The 23240-nt window shown below is 64.7% G+C and carries 24 protein-coding genes and 1 tRNA gene; 9 read left to right on the top strand and 16 right to left on the bottom strand.

Annotated features, from left to right (window positions below; all coding sequences use genetic code 11):
* Nucleotides 1-26 precede the first annotated feature (26 nt).
* From ACM42_RS16605 to ACM42_RS16585, 5 genes are all read left to right on the top strand, one after another.
* A complete protein-coding gene (locus ACM42_RS16605) occupies nt 27-743 on the top strand; it encodes a prolipoprotein diacylglyceryl transferase family protein (protein WP_271528950.1) in 717 nt (238 codons plus the stop codon).
* On the top strand, nt 724-2154 hold the full coding sequence (locus ACM42_RS16600; protein WP_271528949.1) for a radical SAM protein: 1431 nt from the start codon (nt 724-726) through the stop codon (nt 2152-2154). Before ACM42_RS16605 ends, ACM42_RS16600 begins: the two co-directional genes overlap by 20 nt.
* Entirely contained in the window at nt 2151-2441 is a 291-nt protein-coding gene (locus ACM42_RS16595) for a hypothetical protein (protein WP_271528948.1), read from the top strand. The genes ACM42_RS16600 and ACM42_RS16595 overlap by 4 nt, the downstream gene beginning before the upstream one ends.
* Nucleotides 2442-2680: 239 nt before the next feature.
* Complete coding sequence (gene typA, locus ACM42_RS16590) at nt 2681-4507, top strand: translational GTPase TypA (RefSeq protein WP_271528947.1); 1827 nt, start codon at nt 2681-2683, stop codon at nt 4505-4507.
* A gap of 198 nt (nt 4508-4705) precedes the next feature.
* On the top strand, nt 4706-5953 hold the full coding sequence (locus tag ACM42_RS16585) for a flavin monoamine oxidase family protein (protein WP_271528945.1): 1248 nt from the start codon (nt 4706-4708) through the stop codon (nt 5951-5953).
* 22 nt (nt 5954-5975) lie between these two features.
* On the opposite strand, the gene ACM42_RS16580 is transcribed toward ACM42_RS16585, so the two are convergent.
* Genes ACM42_RS16580 through ACM42_RS16565 form a run of 4 tightly spaced genes read right to left on the bottom strand, consistent with a single transcriptional unit; the run spans nt 5976 to nt 9074 of the window.
* A complete protein-coding gene (locus tag ACM42_RS16580) occupies nt 5976-6383 on the bottom strand; it encodes a thiol-disulfide oxidoreductase DCC family protein (RefSeq protein WP_271528943.1) in 408 nt (135 codons plus the stop codon).
* The gene (locus ACM42_RS16575) at nt 6383-7702 is read right to left on the bottom strand and encodes an SDR family oxidoreductase (RefSeq protein WP_271528941.1); all 1320 of its coding nucleotides are present in this window, start codon (nt 7700-7702) and stop codon (nt 6383-6385) included. Before ACM42_RS16575 ends, ACM42_RS16580 begins: the two co-directional genes overlap by 1 nt.
* 8 nt (nt 7703-7710) lie before the next feature.
* Nucleotides 7711-8178, bottom strand: coding sequence for a DUF2269 family protein (locus ACM42_RS16570; RefSeq protein ID WP_271528939.1), 468 nt, complete (start codon nt 8176-8178; stop codon nt 7711-7713).
* Nucleotides 8175-9074 carry an alpha/beta hydrolase family protein gene (locus ACM42_RS16565; protein ID WP_271528937.1) on the bottom strand — a complete coding sequence of 300 codons (900 nt, stop codon included), beginning with the start codon at nt 9072-9074 and terminating at the stop codon, nt 8175-8177. The genes ACM42_RS16570 and ACM42_RS16565 overlap by 4 nt, the downstream gene beginning before the upstream one ends.
* Before the next feature lie 267 nt (nt 9075-9341).
* Between ACM42_RS16565 and ACM42_RS16560 the strand changes: the two genes are divergently transcribed.
* Together ACM42_RS16560 and ppa are read left to right on the top strand one after the other, a co-directional pair.
* Entirely contained in the window at nt 9342-9851 is a 510-nt protein-coding gene (locus ACM42_RS16560; protein WP_008136728.1) for a GNAT family N-acetyltransferase, read from the top strand.
* A gap of 179 nt (nt 9852-10030) precedes the next feature.
* Nucleotides 10031-10567: an inorganic diphosphatase gene (gene ppa / locus ACM42_RS16555; RefSeq protein WP_124161935.1), complete on the top strand. Its 537-nt coding sequence runs from the start codon at nt 10031-10033 to the stop codon at nt 10565-10567.
* Nucleotides 10568-10700: 133 nt separating this feature from the next.
* Here ppa and folD read toward each other — a convergent pair whose 3' ends face one another.
* From folD to ACM42_RS16540, 3 genes are read right to left on the bottom strand one after another with little or no spacing between them, the layout of a single operon-like run.
* Nucleotides 10701-11585: a bifunctional methylenetetrahydrofolate dehydrogenase/methenyltetrahydrofolate cyclohydrolase FolD gene (gene folD / locus ACM42_RS16550; RefSeq protein ID WP_271528934.1), complete on the bottom strand. Its 885-nt coding sequence runs from the start codon at nt 11583-11585 to the stop codon at nt 10701-10703.
* A gap of 10 nt (nt 11586-11595) precedes the next feature.
* Nucleotides 11596-11940 carry a DUF167 domain-containing protein gene (locus ACM42_RS16545; RefSeq protein ID WP_271528933.1) on the bottom strand — a complete coding sequence of 115 codons (345 nt, stop codon included), beginning with the start codon at nt 11938-11940 and terminating at the stop codon, nt 11596-11598.
* Between the two features lie 16 nt (nt 11941-11956).
* A complete protein-coding gene (locus ACM42_RS16540) occupies nt 11957-12247 on the bottom strand; it encodes a YggT family protein (RefSeq protein WP_028177047.1) in 291 nt (96 codons plus the stop codon).
* A 205-nt stretch (nt 12248-12452) separates the two neighbouring features.
* On the opposite strand from ACM42_RS16540, the gene ACM42_RS16535 reads away from it, so the two are divergent.
* A tRNA-Ala gene (locus ACM42_RS16535) sits at nt 12453-12528 on the top strand.
* A gap of 103 nt (nt 12529-12631) precedes the next feature.
* Here ACM42_RS16535 and ACM42_RS16530 read toward each other — a convergent pair.
* The 7 genes from ACM42_RS16530 to ACM42_RS16500 form a co-directional block, all read right to left on the bottom strand.
* Nucleotides 12632-13444, bottom strand: a complete 813-nt coding sequence (locus ACM42_RS16530; RefSeq protein WP_271528932.1) for an enoyl-CoA hydratase — start codon at nt 13442-13444, stop codon at nt 12632-12634.
* A 98-nt stretch (nt 13445-13542) separates the two neighbouring features.
* On the bottom strand, nt 13543-14337 hold the full coding sequence (locus tag ACM42_RS16525) for a glutamine amidotransferase (protein WP_271528931.1): 795 nt from the start codon (nt 14335-14337) through the stop codon (nt 13543-13545).
* Between the two features lie 117 nt (nt 14338-14454).
* Nucleotides 14455-15234: an SDR family NAD(P)-dependent oxidoreductase gene (locus ACM42_RS16520; protein ID WP_271528929.1), complete on the bottom strand. Its 780-nt coding sequence runs from the start codon at nt 15232-15234 to the stop codon at nt 14455-14457.
* Nucleotides 15235-15456: 222 nt separating this feature from the next.
* Nucleotides 15457-15942, bottom strand: coding sequence for a tellurite resistance TerB family protein (locus ACM42_RS16515; RefSeq protein WP_271528927.1), 486 nt, complete (start codon nt 15940-15942; stop codon nt 15457-15459).
* A 324-nt stretch (nt 15943-16266) separates the two neighbouring features.
* Nucleotides 16267-17676 (bottom strand): adenylate/guanylate cyclase domain-containing protein, encoded by a 1410-nt coding sequence (locus ACM42_RS16510; RefSeq protein ID WP_271528925.1) that lies wholly within the window; start codon nt 17674-17676, stop codon nt 16267-16269.
* A gap of 50 nt (nt 17677-17726) precedes the next feature.
* Nucleotides 17727-19097 (bottom strand): cytochrome P450, encoded by a 1371-nt coding sequence (locus ACM42_RS16505; protein WP_271528923.1) that lies wholly within the window; start codon nt 19095-19097, stop codon nt 17727-17729.
* 34 nt (nt 19098-19131) lie between these two features.
* On the bottom strand, nt 19132-20505 hold the full coding sequence (locus tag ACM42_RS16500) for a hydrolase (protein ID WP_271528922.1): 1374 nt from the start codon (nt 20503-20505) through the stop codon (nt 19132-19134).
* 136 nt (nt 20506-20641) lie between these two features.
* On the opposite strand from ACM42_RS16500, the gene ACM42_RS16495 reads away from it, so the two are divergent.
* On the top strand, nt 20642-22330 hold the full coding sequence (locus ACM42_RS16495) for an MFS transporter (protein ID WP_271528921.1): 1689 nt from the start codon (nt 20642-20644) through the stop codon (nt 22328-22330).
* 45 nt (nt 22331-22375) lie between these two features.
* On the opposite strand, the gene ACM42_RS16490 is transcribed toward ACM42_RS16495, so the two are convergent.
* Complete coding sequence (locus tag ACM42_RS16490; protein ID WP_239628767.1) at nt 22376-22588, bottom strand: cysteine rich repeat-containing protein; 213 nt, start codon at nt 22586-22588, stop codon at nt 22376-22378.
* A gap of 171 nt (nt 22589-22759) precedes the next feature.
* The gene (locus ACM42_RS16485) at nt 22760-23068 is read right to left on the bottom strand and encodes a hypothetical protein (RefSeq protein WP_271528919.1); all 309 of its coding nucleotides are present in this window, start codon (nt 23066-23068) and stop codon (nt 22760-22762) included.
* Nucleotides 23069-23240: the final 172 nt, after the last annotated feature.

The raw sequence follows: 23240 nt of genomic DNA, 5'->3' as shown, positions 1-23240 counted from the left end.
CGTGATCGTGCTATACTCTTCCCCGCATGAGCGGGGCTTTCCTTCACACTCTCTTCGACATCGCGGCGTGGCTGGCGGCCGCAGCGGCCGTCTACTGGCTGGCGCGACAGGGCTTGCAGTTTCCGGCGCAATCCTTCGAGCTGCCCTATATCGCTGCGCTGGTGTTCGGCGCCGGCATTGGCGCCTATCTGTTCGGCTCTGCCAATCTGTGGCTGTCGGGTCAGAGCGGCATTGCGCGCTCGGTCGAGGGCGCGCTGGCCGGCGGCATCGTGGCGATCGAGCTCTACAAATGGTCCGCAGGGATTGCGATACGAACCGGAGCCCGGTTTGCGCTGCCGCTGGCGCTCGGCATCGCGATCGGCCGCCTCGGATGCTACTTCGCGGGCCTCGAAGACTTCACCTACGGCACGCCGACGGCGCTGCCTTTCGGCCATGATTTCGGCGACGGCGTCCTTCGCCATCCCGTGCAGCTCTACGAGAGCGCAGCCATGGCGGTCTTCGCGATCCTCTATGTCGTGGCGGCCTTGAACCGAAACGCCTTTGCGATCACCAATGGTTTCCACCTCGTTCTCGCCTATTATGGAGCGCAGCGCTTCCTATGGGAATTCCTCAAGCCCTACGGCACGCTGATCGGTCCTTTCACGCTGTTTCACCTGCTGTCGCTGTCCATCCTGCTCTACGCCGCATTCATGCTGGCGACGGCGGCCAAAGCGAGATCCCTGCATGAACGCGCCGTTGCGTAAGTCGCGTCCCTACATCTTCTGGGGCCAGACCCAATCCCTTTGCGAGACCTGCCTGAAGCTGGTGCCGACCAAGATCCAGATTTCTGGCAACGAGGTCTGGTACGAAAAGCGCTGCAAGGAGCACGGCGTTCAGTCGACGCTGGTGTCGACGGACGCTGCCTATTGGCGGCTGTGCAAGGATTTCATCAAGCCGGGCGACCGGCCGCTGCAAGTCCAGCACCGCACGGAATTCGGCTGCCCCTATGATTGCGGCCTCTGTCCCGACCACGAGCAGCATTCCTGCCTGGCGCTGATCGAGATCACCGAGCACTGCAACCTCACCTGCCCGGTCTGCTTTGCCGAATCCTCGCCGGTACGCACGAAATTCACCCCGCTCCCGACGGTGGAGAAGATGCTCGACGCGCTGGTCGCGAGCGAAGGCGAGCCGGATCTCGTGCAGATTTCCGGCGGCGAGCCGACGTTGCATCCTGATTTCTTCGAGATCCTGGACGCGGTGCGCGCCCGCCCGATCCGCCACGTCATGATCAACACCAACGGCCTGCGCATCGCCCGCGAGAAGGATTTTGTGGCGCGGCTCGCCGAGAACAAGCGCGGGCTGGAGGTCTATCTCCAGTTCGATTCGCTTCAGCGCGATGCGCTGATCGATCTGCGCGGCGCGGATTTGCGAAAAATCCGCCAGCAGGCGCTGGAAAATCTCGAGCATTATGGCGTGTCGACCACGCTGGTCGCGACCATCAAGCGCGGCGTCAACGACGCCGAGATCGGCGACATCGTGCGCCACGCGCTGACTTGGAAGTGCGTGCGCGGCGTCACGCTGCAGCCGGTGCAGGATGCCGGGCGCAACGAGAATTTCGACAAGGCCACCGACCGCATCATGCTGTCGGAGATTCGCAGGCGCGTGATCGAGACCGGCGTGTTCGGCGACAAGGACATGATCCCGCTGCCCTGCAACCCTGAAAGCATCTCGATCGGCTACGGCCTGCGCAACGGCGAGAAGGTGCTGCCGCTGACCTCACTGATCCCGCAGGAGCAGCTGGTTGCGGTGATGCCCAACACCATCAGCCCGGAAAAATATCCGATGCTGCGGGAGAAATTCGTCGATCTGTTCTCGCTGTCGTCGGGCCCGCTCAACACTTCCAAGCGCGTCTGCGAACTCTTGTGCTGCCTGCCGAGCTTCGAGGTGCCACAGGGCCTCACTTACGAAAACGTCTTCCGCGTCACCATCGTGCAATTCCTCGACCGCTTCAATTTCTGCGTCGGCAACGTCAAGCGCAGCTGCATCCATTTCGTGACGGAGCAGGGCGCGATCATTCCGTTCGACACCTACAATTTGTTCTATCGGAACGGACAGATCGACGGCATCCGCGCCGGGTTGGCCGCTCAGGCGAGCGAAGGAGTTTTGCAGGCATGAGCATCAGCGACACACCGCCGCCCGCGCCTCCCGTTCCGCCGCCGCCTCCGCCGACGCAAAAGCGCAGCGGCTGCCTGACCGCGCTCATGGCGATCTTCGGGATCATCCTGCTGCTGCCGGGTGTCTGTGCGCTGCTGTTCGGCGGAATGTCGGTGTTCGAGGATGGCAGCATCGCCTCCGACATCGCGCCTTTGGTGTTCCTGGGCCTGGTCGTGGGCATCGGCGGGGTCGCCCTGATCTGGGCGGCCATCAAGGGACGGCGCGGTCAAGTCCGTCCAGGCGCCTAAGCCCCGGAGATTCCCGGACAAAATTCAGTCAACCAACGGCCAAAGAACACATTGTTTTTTGGCCGTTTTTGCATATATTGCGCCGCAACGCGCAGGGCGCCCGGTCTGATATGGCCGGGTTTCCTTTTTGGGCGCAAAGCGCCCTGTTTCCAGTCTTCCAGCGTTGTTTCGAGAAGAGGTCCCGGTCCGACCGGCGAGATCGCGCTTAACCCATTGTTCGACCGCAAAGAAGCTCACTCATGAACCTTCGTAACGTCGCCATCATCGCCCACGTCGACCACGGCAAGACAACCCTCGTCGACAAGCTCCTCCAGCAGTCCGGCACGTTCCGCGAAAACCAGAAGGTGACGGATCGCGCCATGGACTCCAACGACCTGGAGCGCGAGCGCGGCATCACCATTCTGGCCAAGGCGGCCTCGGTGCAGTGGAAGGACACCCGCATCAACATCGTCGACACGCCCGGCCACGCCGATTTCGGCGGCGAGGTCGAGCGCATCCTCAACATGGTGGACGGCGCCCTGGTGCTGGTCGACGCCGCCGAAGGCCCGCTGCCGCAGACCAAGTTCGTGGTCTCCAAGGCGCTCAAGGTCGGTCTCAAGCCGATCGTCGTCATCAACAAGGTCGACCGCCCCGACGCGCGCCCGACCGAGGTCATCAACGAGGTGTTCGACCTGTTCGCCGCGCTCGACGCCAGCGAGGAGCAGCTCGACTTCCCGATCCTGTACGGGTCGGCCAAGCAGGGCTGGATGGCCGAGAGCCCGGAGGGTCCGAAGGACAAGGGCATGGAGCCGCTGTTCGACCTGATCCTGCGCCACGTCGCGGCGCCGAAGGTCGAGGAAGGTCCGTTCCGGATGATCGGCACCATCCTCGAAGCCAACCCCTATCTCGGCCGCATCATCACCGGCCGCATCTCTTCCGGCACGCTGAAGCCGAACCAGCAGGTCAAGGTGCTGAACGCCGACGGCAAGCTGGTGGAGTCCGGACGCATCACCAAGATCCTGGCGTTCCGCGGCCTGGAGCGCACGCCGCTCGATGAAGCCGAAGCCGGCGACATCGTCGCCATCGCCGGCCTGACCAAGGGCACCGTCGCCGATACCTTCTGCGATCCGACCGTCGACGTGCCGCTGCCGGCGCAGCCGATCGATCCGCCGACCGTGTCGATGTCGTTCATCGTCAACAACTCCCCGCTCGCCGGCACCGAAGGCGACAAGGTGACGAGCCGCATGATCCGCGACCGTCTGTTGCGCGAAGCCGAGGGCAACGTCGCGCTGCGTGTGGTCGAAGCTGCCGACAAGGACGCGATGGAAGTCTCGGGTCGCGGCGAATTGCAGCTCGCGATCCTGATCGAGACCATGCGCCGCGAAGGGTTCGAGCTCTCGGTGTCGCGCCCGCGCGTGGTGTTCCAGAAGGACGAGGCCACCGGCGCCACCATGGAGCCGATCGAGGAGGTCGTGATCGACGTCGACGAGGAGCATTCCGGCGTCGTCGTGCAGAAGATGAGCGAGCGCAAGGCCGAGCTGATCGAGATGAAGCCGTCCGGCGGCAACCGCCTGCGTCTGGTGTTCTACGCGCCGACCCGCGGCCTGATCGGCTATCAGGGCGAGCTGCTCACCGATACCCGCGGCACCGCGATCATGAACCGCCTTTTCCACGGCTACGCCCCCTACAAGGGCGAGATCCAGGGCCGCCGCAACGGCGTCCTGATCTCGAACGACCAGGGCGAGGCGGTGGCCTACGCCATGTTCAAGCTGGAAGACCGCGGCCCGATGATGATCGAGCCGGGCTGGAAGGTCTACAAAGGCATGATCGTCGGCGAGCACACCCGCGACAACGATCTCGAGATCAACGTGCTCAAGGGCAAGCAGCTCACCAACATCCGCACGACCTCGAAGGACGAAGCGGTGCGCCTGACCCCGCCGATCCGCATGACTCTGGAAAAGGCCCTCGCCTATATCGAGGACGACGAGCTCGTCGAGGTGACCCCGAAGTCGATCCGCCTGCGCAAGAAGCACCTCGACCCGAACGAGCGCAAGCGCGCGGAAAAGGCCAAGGAAGCCGTGGCGTAAGGCCATCGTTCTCTCGTGCCCCGGACGCAGCGCAACACGATAGTGGTGCACTGCCGAGCCGGGGCCCAGATACTCTCAGCACCCACGCATCACCTGGGTCCCGGCGCCGCACCGCTACGCGCTGCAGCGCGTCCGGGACACGAGAGCTGCATACTTGACTGGCTTCAGCACTCTTCGCGAACGTGCTAGAGCCCGCCCATGACCTCCCTCCCCTCCTCCGTCGACGTCGCGATCATCGGTGCCGGTGCCGCCGGCCTTGGCGCGGCGCATGCGCTGGCGGGCTCCGGCCTCTCCGTGATCGTGCTGGAGGCCCGTGACCGGCTCGGCGGCCGGGCCTGGACCGTGCAGGCCTCGCCCGAGGTGACGTTCGACGTCGGCTGCGGCTGGCTTCACTCCGCGGACAAGAATTCCTACGTTCCGATCGCGCGACAGCTCGATTTCGAGCTCAACAAGGACCTGCCGCCCTGGCGCGAGCGCGCCTTCGGCAACGCTTTCCCGCAAGCCGAGCGCGACGATTTCATGCGCGCGATGGACGCGTTCTATGAGCGCCTGTGGGACGCCGCGCAAAAGGGCAGGGACGAACCCGCGAGCCTGAGCCTCGAGGCCGGCAATCGCTGGAATCCCATGATCGACGCGATCTCGACCTACATCAACGGCTGCGAACTCAAGGACATGTCCACGCTGGACTGGGACGCCTATGAGGATACTGGCCTCAACTGGCGCGTCCGCCGCGGCTATGGCGCGCTGGTTGCAGCGTATGGGGCACCCTGCCCGGTGGCGCTGAACTGCAACGTTACGCTGATCGACCACTCCGACAAGCGCCTACGCCTAGAGACGTCGCAGGGCACGCTGACCGCGGCCAAGGCGATCGTCACCGTACCGACCAATCTGATCGCCGAGGAGGCGATCCGCCTCTCGCCGCCGCTCCCCGCCAAGGTCGAGGCCGCAGCCGGCCTGCCGCTGGGCGTCGACGACAAGGTGACGCTGGCGCTCGATGACGCCGAAGCCTTTCCGAAGGAGGCCAATCTGCGTGGCGCCACCATGCGGACCGACATGGGCACCTACCACATCCGCCCCTTCGGCCAGCCCTGCATCGAGGGCTTCTTCGGCGGCAGCTTTGCGCGCGAGCTGGAAGAGGCCGGCGACGGCGCCATTGCCGCGCAGAGCATCGACGAGATCGCCGGCTTCCTCGGCAACGAGATCAGGCGCAAGCTGAGGCCACTCTACGAGTCGCGCTGGGCGCATGATCCGCTTGCGAGAGGCTCCTATTCGCATGCGCTACCGGGTCACGCGGGGGATCGCGCAGTGCTGGCCGCACCGGTGGATGCCCGGCTGTTCTTCGCGGGAGAAGCGACATCGCCGACTTTCTTCACGACGGCGCATGGCGCGCGGGACAGTGGCGAGCGGGCGGCGAAGGAAGTGCTGGCGGCTCTGGGTAAGCCGTAACCGCACACGCCGTCATTGCGCGCTACTCGATCACCCGCGCCCGCAAATCGGCATCAGGCACGAAACAGGCATCGTACTTGCCGAAGATGCGATAGCGGTTGCGCGCGACCAGGCTGTAGATCGGGTCCCGCACCGGTTTTGGCACGGCAAACAATACGCGCACCCAGCTCCATCCCGGCAGCTGCGATAGCACCGTCAGCGCGGCATCTGACTTCATAAAGATCTCGCCGCCGTGGACGACCGCGTTCGTGTCGGGATCATCGGGATCAATGCCGAACGTGCGCGCCAATCGCGCCCCATAATCCGACTGAATCGGCGTGAACCGGAACCGTTTCGCCGTGTCGCGCCTGGCGACGAAGCGGACCCAGCGCGAGCAGAAGATGCAGACGCCCTCGAACAGGATCACGTCATCGTCCGGCCACTTGCTCATCAGCGGTTATCCAGCATGAGCAGCGCAACGAGCATAAGCACGATTGCCGGTCCCGTCTTCACCAGCGCGCCGAGTGGCTCGATCCAGAGATCGGGCGTGAGGATCGCCGCGCCAACCATGTAGCCGAGCGAGGCGACCATGCCCGCGACCAGCCCGGTCGCCGCGGTCCAGCGGAAGGCGATCAATACGCCGATGCCCATGTCCATCAGGCTGGTGCCGATGGTGATGGGGTCGACGAGCGCGGGCGGGAAGTTATGCGCGCTCAGAATACCGGCGGCGGCGCGGTAGGACACGAACAGGGCGATGAAGCCCGAGACGATCCAGAATGCGACCAGGCTCGCGAAGACCAGCGCCTTGACCAGAAACAGCCGTGCGAACCATTTGTCCTGGATGGTGGCGGGATGGCGTCCGACCGCATCCGCCAGCCTCTTCGGCGCGATGCCCGTCGCGGCGATCCACGCCGTGGGATCACCTCGCACGCCGCGGCGCAACTCGGCGATGGCCGTGGAACGCATCGGCGGCATCCAGCCGAGGTGATTGGCGAGATCACCGATTTTCGCGCCGAGATCGAGCATGAAGCGCGGCATCGCGAAACGCGGCCAGCCGGCCGTGCCGAACGCGACGCGAAACAGCTCGATGACTCCAGCCATCGTGACGGGTTCCGCCTGCATCAGGTCCCAGCTCACCGCCTTCACGGCGGCATCGTCGACGTCGCGTGCGGCGAGCCAGGCGATGGTCGCCGAAATGTCCTCGACCGCGACGGGTTGGAATGGAGTTGCCAATTCCTTTGCAGGCAAATCGACCGGGAAGGCAGCAAGCGCGCGGAGCATGGCGCTGCCGCCATAGGCTGCCGGCGCGACCACGAAGCCGGGCCGCAGGATGGCATGGGGAATGCCGGAGGCCGCGATCAGGCGCTCGGCCTCGCGCTTGGTCGTGGCGAAGGCGGTGCGATCCGTCTCGGCTGCGCCGGGGATCGAGATATGCACCAGCCGGATCGCGCGACCGCTGCCGCCGATCGCCTGAAGCAGGCGCGCGACGAGATCGCGATGCACCGCGCTCGTGCTGCTGCCGGGACCGTCCTGGAGGACGCCAAGGCAGTTCACCACGACATCGATGGCATGCTCACCGAGGAGACGCGTCAGCGCGGCCGCATCGAGCGAGAGGATCGGCCGCTCGATGTCCAGCGCGCTCATTGTCTGGGCCGGCGACAGGCTGCGCGCCACGCCGATGACGCGAAAGCCCCGCGTGCGCAGATCGTCGGTGACGAAGCGGCCGATCAGGCCGGAGGCGCCGAGCACCAGGATGGTTCGCTGATTCATCGCTGCACTCAGAATGGTTTGGCTATCATCAACCACAGGATCGCCATCGTCGCGCCGAAGCCGGGGAAGCCGAATGCGAACCAGCGGCGGAACAGGGCGTCGTAGCGCTGTGGCAGCGCACTGCGCTGGGCGGCGGCCTTGCGCGCGAGGTCGCGCATCTCGATCTGCATGAACACGACGGGAATCCAGAACAGACCGGCGATGGCGTAGAGCGCCAGCGAAGCGAGCAGCCAGCCTTCCGTTATCGATGTGGCGGACAACATCATCAACAGCCCGCCGCTGAGCGGCTGGAGGATCACCGCCGACAGCGTGAAGATCGCATCCGCAATCACCACCACAGAAGCGGTACGCGCGATGAACTCCACATCGTGCGCGCGATGCGCCATCAGCATGAAGAAGGCGATGCCGGTTCCTGTGCCGAGGATGACGATGGCGCCGAGCACATGGAGAAACTTGACCAGGAAATACAGCGTCATGGCTTCTTGGTCGCCACAGGCTTGGCCGGGTTCAGCGCGCGTTCGAGCGCACTGCCTGCGGCTTTGACGCCGGCTTCGGTCTCGATCATCCAGTGGCCCTCGCTACCGACGGCCGGCAGGAAGCGCAGGTCGGCCTTGCCGCCGCTTCCGCGAAACGCATCGGCGAGCTTCTGCGAAAATGCGGGCGCGAAATAGCTGTCATTGCTTGCAACGAGCCATGTCACGGGAATGCGCGCCGCCTTGCCGAACTCCGCTGCCGCGGCAAGCAGCGTATGCGGCGCGCAGACCCGGTTCGGCTCACCATTGGCATGACCGCCGCGCCCCGGCGCAAACGCTGTGATCGCGGAGATCACCTTCGGATCAGCATTGGCGAGCGCCAGCACGCCCCATCCGCCGGCAGAATGGCCGATCACGATCGCGGCGTCCTTGCGGATGAAATCCTGCTTTCGCAAGTAGCCCAGTGCGAGCGAAATTGCGGCGGCCGTCGCGCGGCCGGAACGGGCGTAGTCGGCCTCGTCACATCCGCCCTGGTCCTCGACATAGTGGCCGCCCGTCGCACCATGGCCGAGCCGCTCCGGCACCAGCACGGCAAAACCACGCGCGACGAGATAGGCCGCAAGCGGACGGTATTCCGGCTGCGGCATTTGCGCACGACGCAGTGCGTTCTGCGTCGAGGCATGCGCGATCACCGCGAGCCGGAATGGACCTGGGCCAGGAGGACGAAACAGGACGGCATGCGCGGCAAGGTCGGTATCCGGCGCGGGTACCCGCCACGCTTGCCGACGAAACGGTTCGCTCTCCCCTCCCGATGAGCCAAACGTGACCTGGGCGCACAGAGGGGATGCAGTCAGCAAAGCCAGCAGAGGCAGGAGCGCGATGGTGTTGAGGAGCCGCATGAATTGGCCGAGGGCGAACGCGAACAGCGACAGCCAGATTAGTCGGAACGAATCAATTTCGGCCGACTTTCTGCGTTGCCATTGCCGTCCCCTCGCCGCCGAGACGTAGTTTTGCACCGACGCGCGGCACGCGGTTGCGGCTCGAGGCAGCGGCTTGTCCTCTTTCGGTACAACATGGTCGAAATACTGATGCAGAAAGTCCACAGGTTAACCGATAATTAACGATAGGTCTTGCCGCCGGCGCGGTGACTTGGTTTGATCGTGTCCATGAGCACAACCCTGATCGAGGTCCGGCCGGCCAAAGCTGCAGATGCAACTGCGGTGGCGTCCACTCATGACGAAGCCTGGCGCTCGGCCTATCAGGGCATCATTCCCGGCGCCGAGCTGGAAAAGCTGATCAACCGCCGCGGTCCGCAGTGGTGGGACAGCGCGATCCGCAAGGGCAGCCGCGTCAGCGTCCTCGTGTTCGGGGACAAGATCGCGGGCTATGCCAATTACGGCCGCAACCGCGCCCGCAGCCTGCATTTCGACGGCGAGATCTACGAGCTCTACCTGCGACCGGAATTCCAGGGGCTAGGCTTCGGCCGCCGCCTGTTCGCTGCCGCCCGCCGCGACCTCATGCAGAGCGGGCTGAAGAGCATGGTGGTGTGGGCGCTCTCGGACAACGATCCCGCCACGGAGTTCTACCGTGCCTTGGGCGGCCGCATGGTGGCACGCTCTTCCGAGCGATTCGGGCCGAAGTCGCTCGACAAGGTTGCCTTCGCTTGGACCAATTGAGCTGCTGAAACCCTACCCGGCAGCGTTCTCCGTCCGTCGATACCGCCCGCCTTTCGAGCCGGTGATCGCTGGATTCATTATTTCACAAAAACGCGATGGATCAGCGGGCCAAGCCCGCGTATGACAGCGCCAAAATCGCTGCCGGGCGCGATTTCACCTCGGCAACAACGGAGCCTTGAATGCGTATCGATGCGGTCTCGATCGGGAAAAACGTACCACACGACGTCAATGTCATCATCGAGGTCCCCGTGGGCGGCGAACCGATCAAGTACGAGATGGACAAGGAGGCCGGTACGCTGGTGGTCGACCGCTTCCTCTACACGCCGATGCGTTACCCCGGTAACTACGGCTTCATCCCGCACACGCTGTCGGATGACGGCGATCCCTGCGACGTCCTGATCATCAACACCCGCGCCATCATTCCCGGCGCCGTCATGAGCGTGCGGCCGGTCGGCGTGCTGTTTATGGAAGACGAAGCCGGCGGCGACGAGAAGATCCTGGCAGTGCCGTCGTCCAAGCTCACGCAACGCTATGACAAGGTGAAGAGCTATTCCGACTTGCCGGACATCACTCTGCAGCAGATCCAGCACTTCTTCGAGCACTACAAGGATCTCGAAAAGGGCAAGTGGGTGAAGATCCTGCGCTGGGGCGGCGCAGAGGAAGCGCACAAGCTGATCCTCGAAGGCATCGAGCGCGAGAAGAAAAAGAAGGGCTGAGCTTCTGTGTCCCGGACGCGGCGCGGCATGAAATGACACGACGCTGAGCCGGGACCCATGCCGCCACTGGGCCCCGGCTCAGCAGCGCACCGCTGAAGAAGCGCTGCGCTGCGTCCGGGGCACGAGAGTTTACTTACACCGCCGGTTTCGGCAGGCCGGCGATCGCGCAAGCGGCGCGCAGCGTGTTCACCAGCAGGCACGCCACCGTCATCTGACCGACGCCACCCGGCACCGGCGTGATTGCACCGGCAACGCCAAGCGCTTCCTGATAGGCGACGTCGCCGACGAGGCGCGTCTTGCCGTCATCTTTCGGGATGCGGTTGATGCCGACATCGATCACGGTTGCACCCGACTTCAGCCAGTCGCCGCGCACCATCTCGGGCTTGCCCACCGCAGCATAGACGAGGTCCGCCTTCTTCACGAGACCCGGCAGATCGCGTGAACGCGAATGCGCGATCGTGACCGTGGCATTTTCATTCAACAGCAGCTGCACCAGCGGGCGGCCGACCAGGTTGGAGCGGCCAATGACGATCGCGTTCATGCCTTCGAGCGAAGCGTGCACGCTCTTCGTCAGGATGATGCAGCCGAGCGGCGTGCAGGGCGACAGCGCCTCGAAACCACCGGCGAGCCGGCCGGCATTGTTCGGATGCAAGCCATCGACATCCTTGGCGGGATCGATGGCGTTGATGACGGCTTCGGTATTCAGCCCCTTCGGCAGGGGCAGCTGCACGAGAATGCCGTGCACGGCCGGATCGCGGTTGAGCTTTGCGACCAGCGCCAGCAGGTCTCCCTGCGAGACGTCGGCCGGCAGCTTGTGCTCGAACGAGGCCATGCCGGCCGCTTGGGTCTGGGTATGCTTGGAACGAACATAGACCTCACTGGCGGGGTCGTTGCCGACCAGGACCACCGCAAGGCCGGGGATCAGATTGTGCTCGCGCCTGACCCTGGCGACCTCCTCAGCGACCCGGGCGCGCAGCTCCGCGGCAATGACTTTTCCATCGATGATCTTGGCCGTCATGTCAGTTCCCTCAGTCTTTCGATTTGGCCGACACAAGCTGGCGCAGGGTTTCTCCGAGCCGCGCCGGATCGCCGTCGATCGCGATCTGCTTCAGCCGCGAGGTGGCTCCGGATAGCAGCTTTACACTGGCCTTGGGAACGCCGAGCGATTTCGCCAGTAGCGCCAAAACGGCCTTGTTGGCCTCGCCGCCATCGGCAATGGCGCGCACCCTCATCTTGAGCACCGTACGCCCATCCGAGAGTTGCTCGATCCCGTCGATGTCGTCGCGGCCGCCGCGCGGCGTCACCCTCAGAGCGATGCTGATTCCTGTGGCCGAGTAGCGCCAGGGTTCTTTATGAGCTTCCTTGGCAACCAAAGGCGCTCCAGCCGTCTCAGATCACGTTCGGGTAGATGTAGTACAGGATCACCCGCTCGACGAACATGATGATCAGGATCAGGATGATCGGCGAGATGTCGAGACCGCCGAGGCTGGGCAGGAAATTGCGAATCGGCGCCAGCAGAGGCTCGGTGATCCGGTACAGGAACTCCGCCACCGCCGACACGAACTGGTTGCGGGTGTTCACCACGTTGAAGGCAATCAGCCAGGACAGGATCGCGGAGGCGATCAGCAGCCAGACGTAGAGGTCGAGCACGATGATGACGATGTCGAGAACGGCACGCATGGCTTTTGAAAACTCTGGCTTTTGAAAACTCTGGCTGCGGTCGGGATTGACGCCTTTTGCTAGATATCGGTTCCCCCCGGCCCAAACAAGGGAAGTTCGGGCACCGGAATGGCTAAAACCGGGTTACGCCCGTCCTTGACTTGACCTTGGCGGGGACTTAAATGGCGCCCGGTTGTCGGCCGCATTCACCAGAGCGGCCAGCAAAGGGGCCATAGCTCAGCTGGGAGAGCGCGTCGTTCGCAATGACGAGGTCGGCGGTTCGATCCCGCCTGGCTCCACCAGCCTTCGCAGGCTGCGCCTGCTTCGGCTCGGCAAGCCGCTTCGTAGCGAAGGCTGCCGCGCCATAGCCCGAAGGGCGACGGCGGGCTCCCTCCGAATCTCCCCCTACCTCGCCGTAAACCTCGGCGGCCGTTTCTCCATGAAGCTCGCCACGCCTTCCCTGAAATCACTCCCGTTCAACGCCACCATCATCTCCCGGTTGGCCTCGATCGTCGCCTCGGCAAGCGTCTGGAACGGGACCTCGTAGAGCTGACGCTTGATGACGGCCATGGCGCTCGGCGAGACGAAATCGGCGAGATCGCGCGCATAGGCGTAGGTCTCCTCGCGCAGCTTCTCCGGCGCACAGAGCCGGTTGACCAGCCCGATCCGCAACGCCTCCTCGCTCGAAACGCGCCGCGCCGAGAGCAACAGATCCAACGCATTGGCGTGGCCGACGATACGCGGCAGCATCCAGCTGATGCCATGCTCGGCGATCAGGCCACGCCGCGCGAAGGCGGTCGTGAACACGGTGTTGTCGGCAGCAAAGCGCAAGTCGCAATAGAGTGCGTGCACGAGTCCTATGCCGGCCGTGGCGCCATTGAGCATGGCGATCACAGGCTTCTTGATCGAAGGGTAATAGCCGTAGCGCGTCTGCCAATCCGGCCGGCGATTCATGTCGAACGGCGGCAGGTTCGAGGCACGCCTGACGTCATCGGGCTCAAGCCCCTTCAGCGCATCCATGTCGGCACCGGCACAGAAGGCGCGGCCCGCTCCGGTGAGCACGATCACGCGGACATTGTCGTCGACATTCGACGCTTCCATCGCGTGACGCACGTCGCGCTCCATGATCGGCGTCCACGCGTTCATGCGGTCGGGGCGGTTCAGCGTTATGGTCGCGATCTTGTCGCTCACCTCGTAGAGAATGTGTTCGTAGGCCATGACGCTCTCCCCTGTTTGCCGGTGCGATTTCGCGCGCGCTCGTTGGCAGCGAACCTAGCATATCCAGGGAAGAGACAAGGACTTGCGCGAAGGCGCGATCACTCGGCGGCTTGCGCCAGCACCGGCCGGCGTGCGAGCCAGCCATTGATGAAGTGATCGAGCCAGGCGCGCTCCGCGACATCGTAGACGGCGCGATCCGCGAAGTGATGGTGCCGCTGCCGCGCACCGGGCGCGCTGAAGCCGTCATAGCCGCGCGTGGTCCAGCGATGCATCATCGCGTAGGTCACATCGGGGTGGAACTGCACGCCGAAAGCATTGCCGGCACGGAACGCCTGCACCGGAAAATCATCGCCTTCGGCGAGCAGCTCAGTGCCAACCGGCAGCTCAAATCCCTCGCGATGCCAGTGATAGACCTGCGCCGGCCAGTGCGGGCAGAGCGCACGGCCCGCAGCGGTCGGCCTGATCGGGTAATACCCGATCTGGGTCAGCGCCTCCGCATGGGGGGCGACTCGGGCCCCGAGCTGCATCGCCAGCATCTGCGCCCCTAAGCAGATGCCGAGGAACGGCCGCTGCTCGCGGAGCGGAATTTCGATCCAGTCGATCTCGCGGCGGATGTAATCATCGGGATCGTTGGCACTCATCGGGCCGCCGAAGATCACGGCGCCGGCATGCCGATCGAGCGTCTCGGGCAGGGGATCGCCGAAGCGGGGACGGCGGATATCGAGGCGATGACCAAGCGCGCGCAGCGCATTGCCAACGCGGCCCGGTGTCGAGCATTCCTGGTGCAGGACGATCAGAACCGGCAACCGGGTTTCAGAGGCGGCGACGCTCGGCGCCCTCCGTGGGAAGGCCACCACCTCTGCGCCACCAAACCTGTCCGTCCGGAACGACATGGCCTCTGCGAGTGCTATCGGTTCAGACCGCCAGCATAGCTAAGCGATGGTTAACATCGTGTGAGTTCGCGCACATACGTGCGATACTGAAGCAAACTCCGGGCCACTACGGGGCCTCTAGTGCCTGTGCCTTTGAAACCGGCTGGTCGCCGCAAGGATGAAGCCGCGCGGGAAGAAACGCAGCGCGAACGGCACGATCTTGATACCGAGGCCAGGCAGCACTGCCCGTTTGTTGGCCATCAGGCCACGATACGCCTCACGCGCAACTTCGGTCGCGGAGACGTTGAGAACGGCCGTATCATGTTGCGATCCAACACCGGCGCGGGCCTGGAATTCGGTCGGCACCGGACCTGGGCAAAGCACGGTGACGCGGACGCCGCGCGGTGCAAGCTCCGCCCGCAACGCTTCGGTGAAGGAAATCACATAAGCCTTCGACGCGTAGTAGACGGCCATGCCGGGACCGGGCAGAAAGCCGGCGACGGAGCCGACATTGAGAAGACCGCCCTTGTTCCTGATCAGCTGATCGGCAAAGCGCAGCGACAGATCCGTCAGGGCCCGGACATTGACATCGACGATACCGATCTGCTCGATGCGATCGCGCTCGATGGCATCGCCAAACACGCCGAAGCCAGCATTGTTGACGAGATGGTCGAGCTCGACGCCCTCGGCTGCAAGGGCTGCCGCGATCGTCTCGCCGGCATCCGCTTTCTCGAGATCGCAGGCGATCACGATCGGCTTCTTGCCGCCCTTGACAGCGAGCTCGTTCGCGAGCGCTTCGAGCCGATCCGCCCGTCTCGCGGTCAATGCGAGGCGGTGTCCATTGGCGGCAAACACACGCGCCAGCTCCATCCCGATGCCCGCCGAAGCACCAGTAATCAGCGTCACCCGCTCAGCCACGATCGAAGTCTCTTGAATTCAACTATTTTAGCCCCGCAACGGCGGAACGAGAGCATAGGCCGTGCGCAACAGGCAAGCGGCACTGGCAGCATGGCCGCTTGAGCAGAACGAGCGGCAATGCAGGAAAACCGTTGATTTGCAGGCGTATTCGGCGCAGGCGACGAATATATTAAACTTTCGTCATGTGCCCACCCGAGCCGCGATACCCCGGGTCCAGCGCCGTCAGCCGACGGCACTATCCTTGAGCTGACCACCGGCACGCTCCGCGACCGCGTGCTTCAGCTCGATCCGGTCGCGCTGGGAAATCCCGAGCAGGTCGGAAGCACGCCAGACGACATTGTCCTCGAACTCGCTGACCTGGCCGTCGGCATAGACCAGCTCCCACATCATCCGGACGATGCGTTTGCGGCCCTCTTCGTCAAGCGAGCGCATGATGACGCTGGTGAAGCGATAAAGGTCCACCGCCTCGCCCTCGACCTGGGTGGCGTCCGCGATCAGACGATCCGCAGTGCCGCGATCGAGCCCGAAATGGCTTTCGATCAGGCTGTGCAGCTTGCGCTGCTCGGCCGCGCTCGGCTGGCCGTCCAGCGAGACCACGTGGACCAGCAGTGCAGTGGCCGCCAGCCGATAATCGCTGTCGCCGAATGCGCGGTCCGAGGCTTGAGGACCGACAATGTCGGCGATGAATTGACGTAAGCCGTCGAGCATAAGGTCCTACCGGGATCGATGACAGCCGCAAGGAGCGCGGCTGTTACCAGCATTATATGAGAGGGAAACTCAACGGGCGCAACGTGTGTCAGTTCCGCGCGCTGCATTACGTTTCGGCAATCTGGGCTGTCTCATTCACCGTCATGGCCGGGCTTATCCCGGCCATCCACGCGTCACCACCAAGAAAGACGTGGATGCCCGGGTCAAGCCCGGACATGACGACAGAGAGTGTGGCGAACGTCCGCTTCCACAACGCCGTTGCGAGCGCAGCGAAGCCTCGCTGCGCTCGCAAAGACGGAGTGCGTAGCAACCACCTCCCACCCCTTACGGTATCTCATACACTACCATCCTGTCGGCGATGCCGCGGAGCGCAGCCTGCTTCTGGATCGGCTTGATCGCGCGCCGCTCGAGCACTTCGGCGACCGCGGGAGCGTCCAGCACTGGACCCGTGATGTGGATCTCCTGCGCGGTCGACAGGCTCTGCACGCGCGCGGCGATGTTGACGGTCTGGCCGAAATAATCCTGCCGCTCGTTGAGCATGACCGCGAGGCACGGCCCTTCATGGATGCCGATCTTGACGATGAGATCGTCGGTGCCGCGCTTCTTGTTGAGCTCGTCCATCGCCGCGCGCATGCGCAGGCCGGCGACGATCGCGTGCTCGGGGCGGACGAAGGTCGCCATCACGGCATCGCCGATGGTCTTCACCACCGCGCCCTTCTCGGAGGAGATGATCTCGAGCAGGGCATGAAAATGCGCGCGCACGAGATCGAAGGCGGCGAGATCGCCGACGCGCTCGTAGAGCGCGGTCGAGCCCTTGAGATCGGTGAACAGGAAGGTCAGCGAGGTGATCTGGAGGCGCTGGTCGAGACTGAGATTGTCCGCCTTGAAGACATCGCGAAAGGTCTGATTCGACAGCATCCGCTTAGCGGTGAGGAACGGCTTGCGCTTGCCGATGAGGTGGTGAAGCGCCTCGGCTGCGATGAACACCGACGGCAGCACGCGCACGCCGGCCTGGTTCTCCAGCGACAGACGCAGCGGGCCCGGCCGCATGGTCGTCGTGCCCGTCGGCGCCTGGACCTTGTTGTACATGATGGCGAGTTGCTGGCGGTCCTTGGTCGGCTCGCCCTGGACGTCGATGAAATGTGCGGCGTGCGTCACCGGCTCGAAGATGATGACGAAGTCGTTCGGCAGTTGCAGCGACATGGTCGCTTTCTCGCCCGCCGGCAGCTCCATTGTGTCGAGCGTCACCTCGTTCGCGAGTGCCGCAAAGGATTCCTTGTTGAAGTCGACCCCGGAGCTCCAGAACACCTGCTTGAAATAATCCCAGACCGGCAGCGTATCTGGATCGTGCGCGGCTATGCGCCGGACGCGCGGGTTCACCGTGAAGGAGACCTCGACCTGGTCGTCGACCGAGGCCTTGTAGCCGCAGGCACAGAGCGCACAGTGATAATCGTCCGGCTTGAGCGCCTTCAGCGTCGAGTGCGCGCCCAGCACGCCGCCGCAGCCGGGGCACAGCACGTTCCAGCCGAGGTCGAACAGTCCGAGCCGCGCCGAATGCAGGAACGCCGAGATCACGCGCTCCTCGTCGAGACCGTGCTGCCTGGAAAAATCGAGCACATTGACGCGGTTGAGCTCGTGATCCTCGCCATCCTCGATGAGACGGGTGATCGCATCGACCACCTTCGCGTCGGCGGTCTGCTTCAGAACGGAAAACTGGGCCTGGATGTCGCTCATGGCGGGGCTCTATCTAGGGTGGATCACGCCATCGGCCAGACGAGCGCCTGTCACCGACGCGTGATGCGGAACATGGGTGAGTGGTCTGGCTGGGTCGTGACGACGCCGAGCGGGATCACGGGAGTCGCCGGGTCGGCAAGCTCGACACGGAATGCGCCGATCAGCCGGGCCAGGGCCAGCACGGATTCGGCCTGGGCAAACGGCGCGCCGATGCAGACGCGCGGACCTGCGCCGAACGGCAGGTAAGCAAAACGGTCCGGCACCTCTTTCGACATAAATCGCTTTGGAACGAACGCGTTCGGCTGATCCCATAGCTTCTCGTGCCGGTGCAGCAGCCAGGGCGCGATCATGATGATGTCGCCCTTGCCGATCTCGACACCGGCCGCATTGTCCTTCTCGCGCGCGGCCCGCGCGACCAGGAAGGCCGGCGGATAGAGCCGCATGGTCTCGTCGATCACGGCGCGGGTCAATTTCTGCCGATCGATGTCGGCCATGCTGTCGAGGTGCTCGCCGCGGGTCTCGGACGCCACCTCCTGCTGCGTGTCAGGATCGAGCGCCAGCAGATAGAGCGCCCAGAACAGCGCCGTCGCCGTGGTCTCGTGACCGGCGAGGATCATGGTCGCGACCTCGTCCACGAGCTGCTCGTCCGAGAAGCCCTTGCCGGTTTCGGGATCGCGCGCCTCGTCCATGAGATCGAACAGGTCGCGCGGCGGCGCGCCGTCCTTCTTGCCGGCCGCACGTCGTTCAGCGATCAGCATCGCGACGAATTCGGTCCAGCGCCTGCGGAAGCGCGCGCGGGCGAAATCCATCGGGCTCGGCCAGGACACTGGCATCACCATGTCGAGGAGATACGGGCGCCCCAACCGCGCGGCATATTCCATGATGAAGTTGCGCAAGGTCGCGCCATGCCGGTCCATGCCGAACGAGAACATCGTGCGCCCGGCGATCTCGAGCGTCATGCGCTGCATGATCTCGCGCAGATCGACCGGATTGCCTGTTTGCGCATCGAGCTTCGCGATGGTCTCGTCGAGCACCGCCGTCATGTGGGGGACGAGATTTGCGGTGGCGCGCGGCGTGAAGGCCGGCGCGAGAGTGCGGCGCTGAAATGTCCAGGAATGACCTTCCGCGATCAGAAGGCCGTCGCCGAGCACCGGCCGCAGCATGCGGATGCCGGCCGGCGTGCGCGTATAGTTCTCGTAGTTGCTGAGCAGAACGTGCCGGATCGCGTCCGGCTGGTTCAGGATGAAACTGTTGCGGAAAAAGAAGCGGCCCGGGACGACCTCTTCCTCATAGGCACGCTGCCCCCAGGTCGCGATCATGTTTTGCCGGATCACCGCGAGACGGCCAAAGAACGACATGTCGTCGGGCGCACGCGGAGGAGCCGGAGGGATTATGGGCCGACGCACGCTGGCGATATTCATGGCTCTCTCCCGCAGATGTGTCGCAGCTAAACAGCTAATAAGTCAGCTCGGCGATCGCAATCCTGTTCTCGGCGGCAGGCCAGGCGCGCGCCACGATCCGTTCTTCGCCAAATTGGGCCACGATGTTACGCCCGATCTCGCTGGCCGGAAGCCGCAGGGTTGCTGCCGCATCCGTGGGCACGCCCGGCTTGACGTCGGCCGGCTCCTTGCCATCAAACAGCACCACGTCCCGCGGCAGGCCGAAATAGCCGCGCGGCCGCGACATGATCACGACCGCCCCCGCGTCCTTGTCCGCCGGCCCGAGCGGGCGCGCAGGCCGCAGATGCACGACGTCGGACGAACGCGGGAACGGCGAGCGATAGATGTGCGTGGTCGGCGCGCCCGGCGAGGCCAGGACGAATTCGAGCGACCAGGCCGGATCGACCTGCGCCGGTCCCCAGCGGCCGTCGGCAGCGGTCTTTGCGCTGTGCAGCGCACCACCCTTGCGCTCCCCGGTATCAGGATCGACACGGAAGACATCGACGGTTGCGCCCGCGACCGGACGATTGGTCGGCACACCGCCTGGCGTTCCCGTGACAAGCCCGCTCAGCTTCACGCTGGTTTCGGGCACGATCGCGATGCGGGCGGGCTCGCGGCCGGCGATGAACTTGTAGATCTCGCGGAAGGCGCGAGGGTGAAATGCCACCTCGCGATGATCGAGCGCACCGAGCACGAGGTTGGTGGCGCCCATCAGCTCAGGCCCCTCGGCGGTCACACCGGTCGGCGTGCCGGGCTTGCCGATGAAGCGGCCGTCGGGTTGCGCATATTTGTCCATGCCGTCGCTGCGCAGGGTGAGGAAGGCAACACCCGGCGTCACCTCGCTCTCGCCCTCGTTCAAGCCGCGCAGGAATACGCCGCGGCCGTTGAATTCGTTGTTCGACTGGTCATCGGTCGCGAACACGCCGTGATTGGGCGTGCCGCACAGGACGGCGTGGCTGACATCGCCGGCACCGCCGTTTTTGATGACATTGCGAATGGCATAGCCGCCGCGCGAGCTGCCGACCAGCGCCACGCGCGCCGCATCGGTCCGGCGCTTCAATTCCGTGATGGCAGCGGCGAGCTCGCGGCGCTGGTCCTCGGTCGAGGAGCGGTTCGCCTGCTCGACCTTGTCATCGCTGCGCGCCAGGGGATCGGTGAAATTGATCGCCATCATGCGCTCGCGGGCGATGCCGTTCGATTCCATCCGCCACAAGGTCGTCATCCAGAGCGCATCGTAATCGCCATTGCCGTGAACGAGCAGGATCGGCGGCACCTCGGTGCTCGGCGGGACGCCAGGTGCCGTTTGGGCGATCGCGCCGGCCCGCATGCTCGCAACCGCGAAAGGCAAGCTGCCGGCTCCGAGCAGGATCGTCCGTCGCGACAGCCTCATCTGTTCCTCCCGGCAAAACCATGACTTTGCACCGCTTATACCTGTCTAACCACTGGACAGCGAAGGACTTTCGCAGGCATCACTGATCCAATCGGAATCGCTGAAGCCAGTTCTGACACCCGATTTGGAAGGGGATATGACCGAGCAGACGAACCGCCAGACATTTGCCGGCGACGGCATCACCGCCCCCCTGCGGTACACATTGTTCCGGCGCATCTGGCTCGCCAGCCTGCTCTCCAATCTCGGCCTCCTGATCCAAGGCGTAGGCGCGGCCTGGGCGATGACGCAGATGGCCGCCTCGGCCGACAAGGTGGCACTGGTGCAGACCGCACTGATGCTGCCGATCATGTTGATCTCGATGCCCGCCGGCGCCATCGCCGACATGTATGACCGCCGCATCGTCACCCTGGTCTCGCTGTCGATCGCGCTGACCGGCGCGAGCGCGCTCACCGTGCTGGCCGGCCTCAACCTGATCACCCCCGAATCGTTGCTCGTCTTCTGCTTCGTCGTCGGCAGCGGCAATGCGCTGTTCGGCCCGGCCTGGCAGTCCTCGGTCAGCGAACAGGTGCCGCCCGAGGCATTGGCGTCCGCGGTGGCGCTCAACGGCATCAGCTACAACATCGCGCGCAGCTTCGGTCCTGCGGTCGGCGGCGTCATCGTCGCTGCACTCGGCGCCGTGGCCGCGTTCGCCTGCAATGCGATCCTCTATCTGCCGCTGCTGGTCGTGCTGCTGCTCTGGCGCCGCAGCACTGAGCCCTCGCGCCTGCCGCGGGAGAAGCTCAACCGTGCCATGGTCTCGGGCGCGCGCTACATCACCAATTCGCCGCCGATCAAGATCGTGCTGTTGCGCACGCTGGTGATGGGCCTGATCGGCGGCGCCGTGATGGCCTTGATGCCGCTGGTCGCGCGCGACCTCCTGCACGGCGGCGCGCAGACCTACGGCATCATGCTCGGCGCCTTCGGCATGGGCGCGGTGATCGGCGCACTCAACATCCACGAATTGCGCAAGCGCATGAGCGGCGAGGCCGCGATCCGCGCCTGCACCATCTCGATGGCCTTCGCGATGGCCGCCCTCGCGGTGAGCAGCGAGCCGGTGTTGACGGCAACGGCGCTGGTCTTGGCCGGCGCGGTCTGGATGGCTGCGATCGCGCTGTTCAACATCGGCGTGCAGCTGTCGGCACCGCGCTGGGTCGCGGGCCGCTCGCTTGCGGCGTTCCAGGCCGCGATCGCCGGCGGCATCGCGATCGGCGCCTGGGGCTGGGGCCGTCTCACCGACTATGCCGGCGTCGAGATCGCATTGCTGACGGCGGCCGGCCTGATGCTGATCTCGCCGGTGCTCGGCATCTGGCTCACGATGCCGCGCGTCGGCGCCCGCAACGAGGATGCGGACATGCTGGCCGATCCCGAGGTGAAGCTGTCGCTGACGGGGCGCAGCGGGCCCCTTGTGGTCGAGATCGAATATCGCGTCGCGCAGGAAAATGCGCGCGCGTTCCACAACGTGATGCAGGACGTGCAGCTCTCGCGACAGCGCAACGGCGCCTATGGCTGGTCGATCGCGCGCGACATTGCCGATCCCGAATTGTGGACCGAGCGCTATCACTGCCCGACCTGGTTCGACTACCTGCGCCAGCGCAACCGCTCGACGCAGTCCGAACGCGCATTGCATCAGCAGGCGATCGATTTCCACATCGGCCCCGAGCCGGTGCGGATCCGCCGCATGCTCGAGCGCCCGTTCGGTTCGGTGCGCTGGAAGGACGAGACGCCGGACCGCGCCGATGGCGAGGTGCTGCCGGTGGTTGCGACCGCTGCGGGCAGCAGCACGTAGGTGCTGTCATTCCGGGGCGTGCGAAACGCGAGCCCGGAATGGCGTTTACTGTCCGTGATCCGTCAGCACCTTATCGCAGGCCTTGCTGAGGCGGGTGCGGTGCTGCTTCAGGCAAGCGAGCACGGCGCCATCGCCATTGTTCATGACGGCGCGGCAGAAGCGCGTGACGTCACGCGCGCAAGCGTCTTGACCCAGCTGCTGCGCCGACGCGCCCGATGCGAACATGAGCAAAGGGATGATGAAAAGAAATCTGGTCATCGCGTAATGCCTCTTACCCGGAAAGATCTGCGGGCGAAGCTAGTGCGACGATCCCGGGGCTGCAACGGCTTTGTGGCCGGGCGGGACGAGCGCCGCCGCGAGGGCCCCGGCTTGACGCCGGGGCACATCGCGAGGGGAGCTGACCGACGCAACGATCTCGGTTGCCCGCTCTTACTGCCTGTCCTGGGCGTCAGCGACCTTGCGCGAGGCGCCCTTGGCGAGGTTCTTGTCCATCACCGCGCGGCAGCCGGCGCTCAGATCCGAGCGATGCTTGATCATGCACGCCGTGATCTTCGGGATGTTGGGGATCTCCGCCGAGCACAGGCGGAAGGCATCGCCGGTGCACATCTGCTGCGCCTCGGCCGAGAAGGCGAAGCTCGAACTCGTCGAAGCGATCGAGACGATGGCGGCAAAGCCCAGAGCCAGGCTGGTGTCGCGGATCTTGCTGGTAAACGGCTTGGTATTCAGAGACCTGGTCATTTGAAGCTCCCATTGGCTCCGCGCAAAGCGGGCCGGTTGTCGATGGGAGCCACGATGCTCCGGCAAAACCGTTTCCACTGTGATGACGCTCACGGGAGACCCATCCTCTGTGATCACGGTCACTTTGGCGCACCCCGTTGAAATTCCTCCGCAGCCGCCGTCGTGTTGGTGT

Origin of the sequence: Bradyrhizobium sp. CCBAU 25338, assembly GCF_028128965.1 — a bacterium.
Taxonomy (GTDB): Bacteria; Pseudomonadota; Alphaproteobacteria; order Rhizobiales; family Xanthobacteraceae; genus Bradyrhizobium; species Bradyrhizobium liaoningense.
This window is presented reverse-complemented; position numbering and strand designations above follow the sequence as displayed.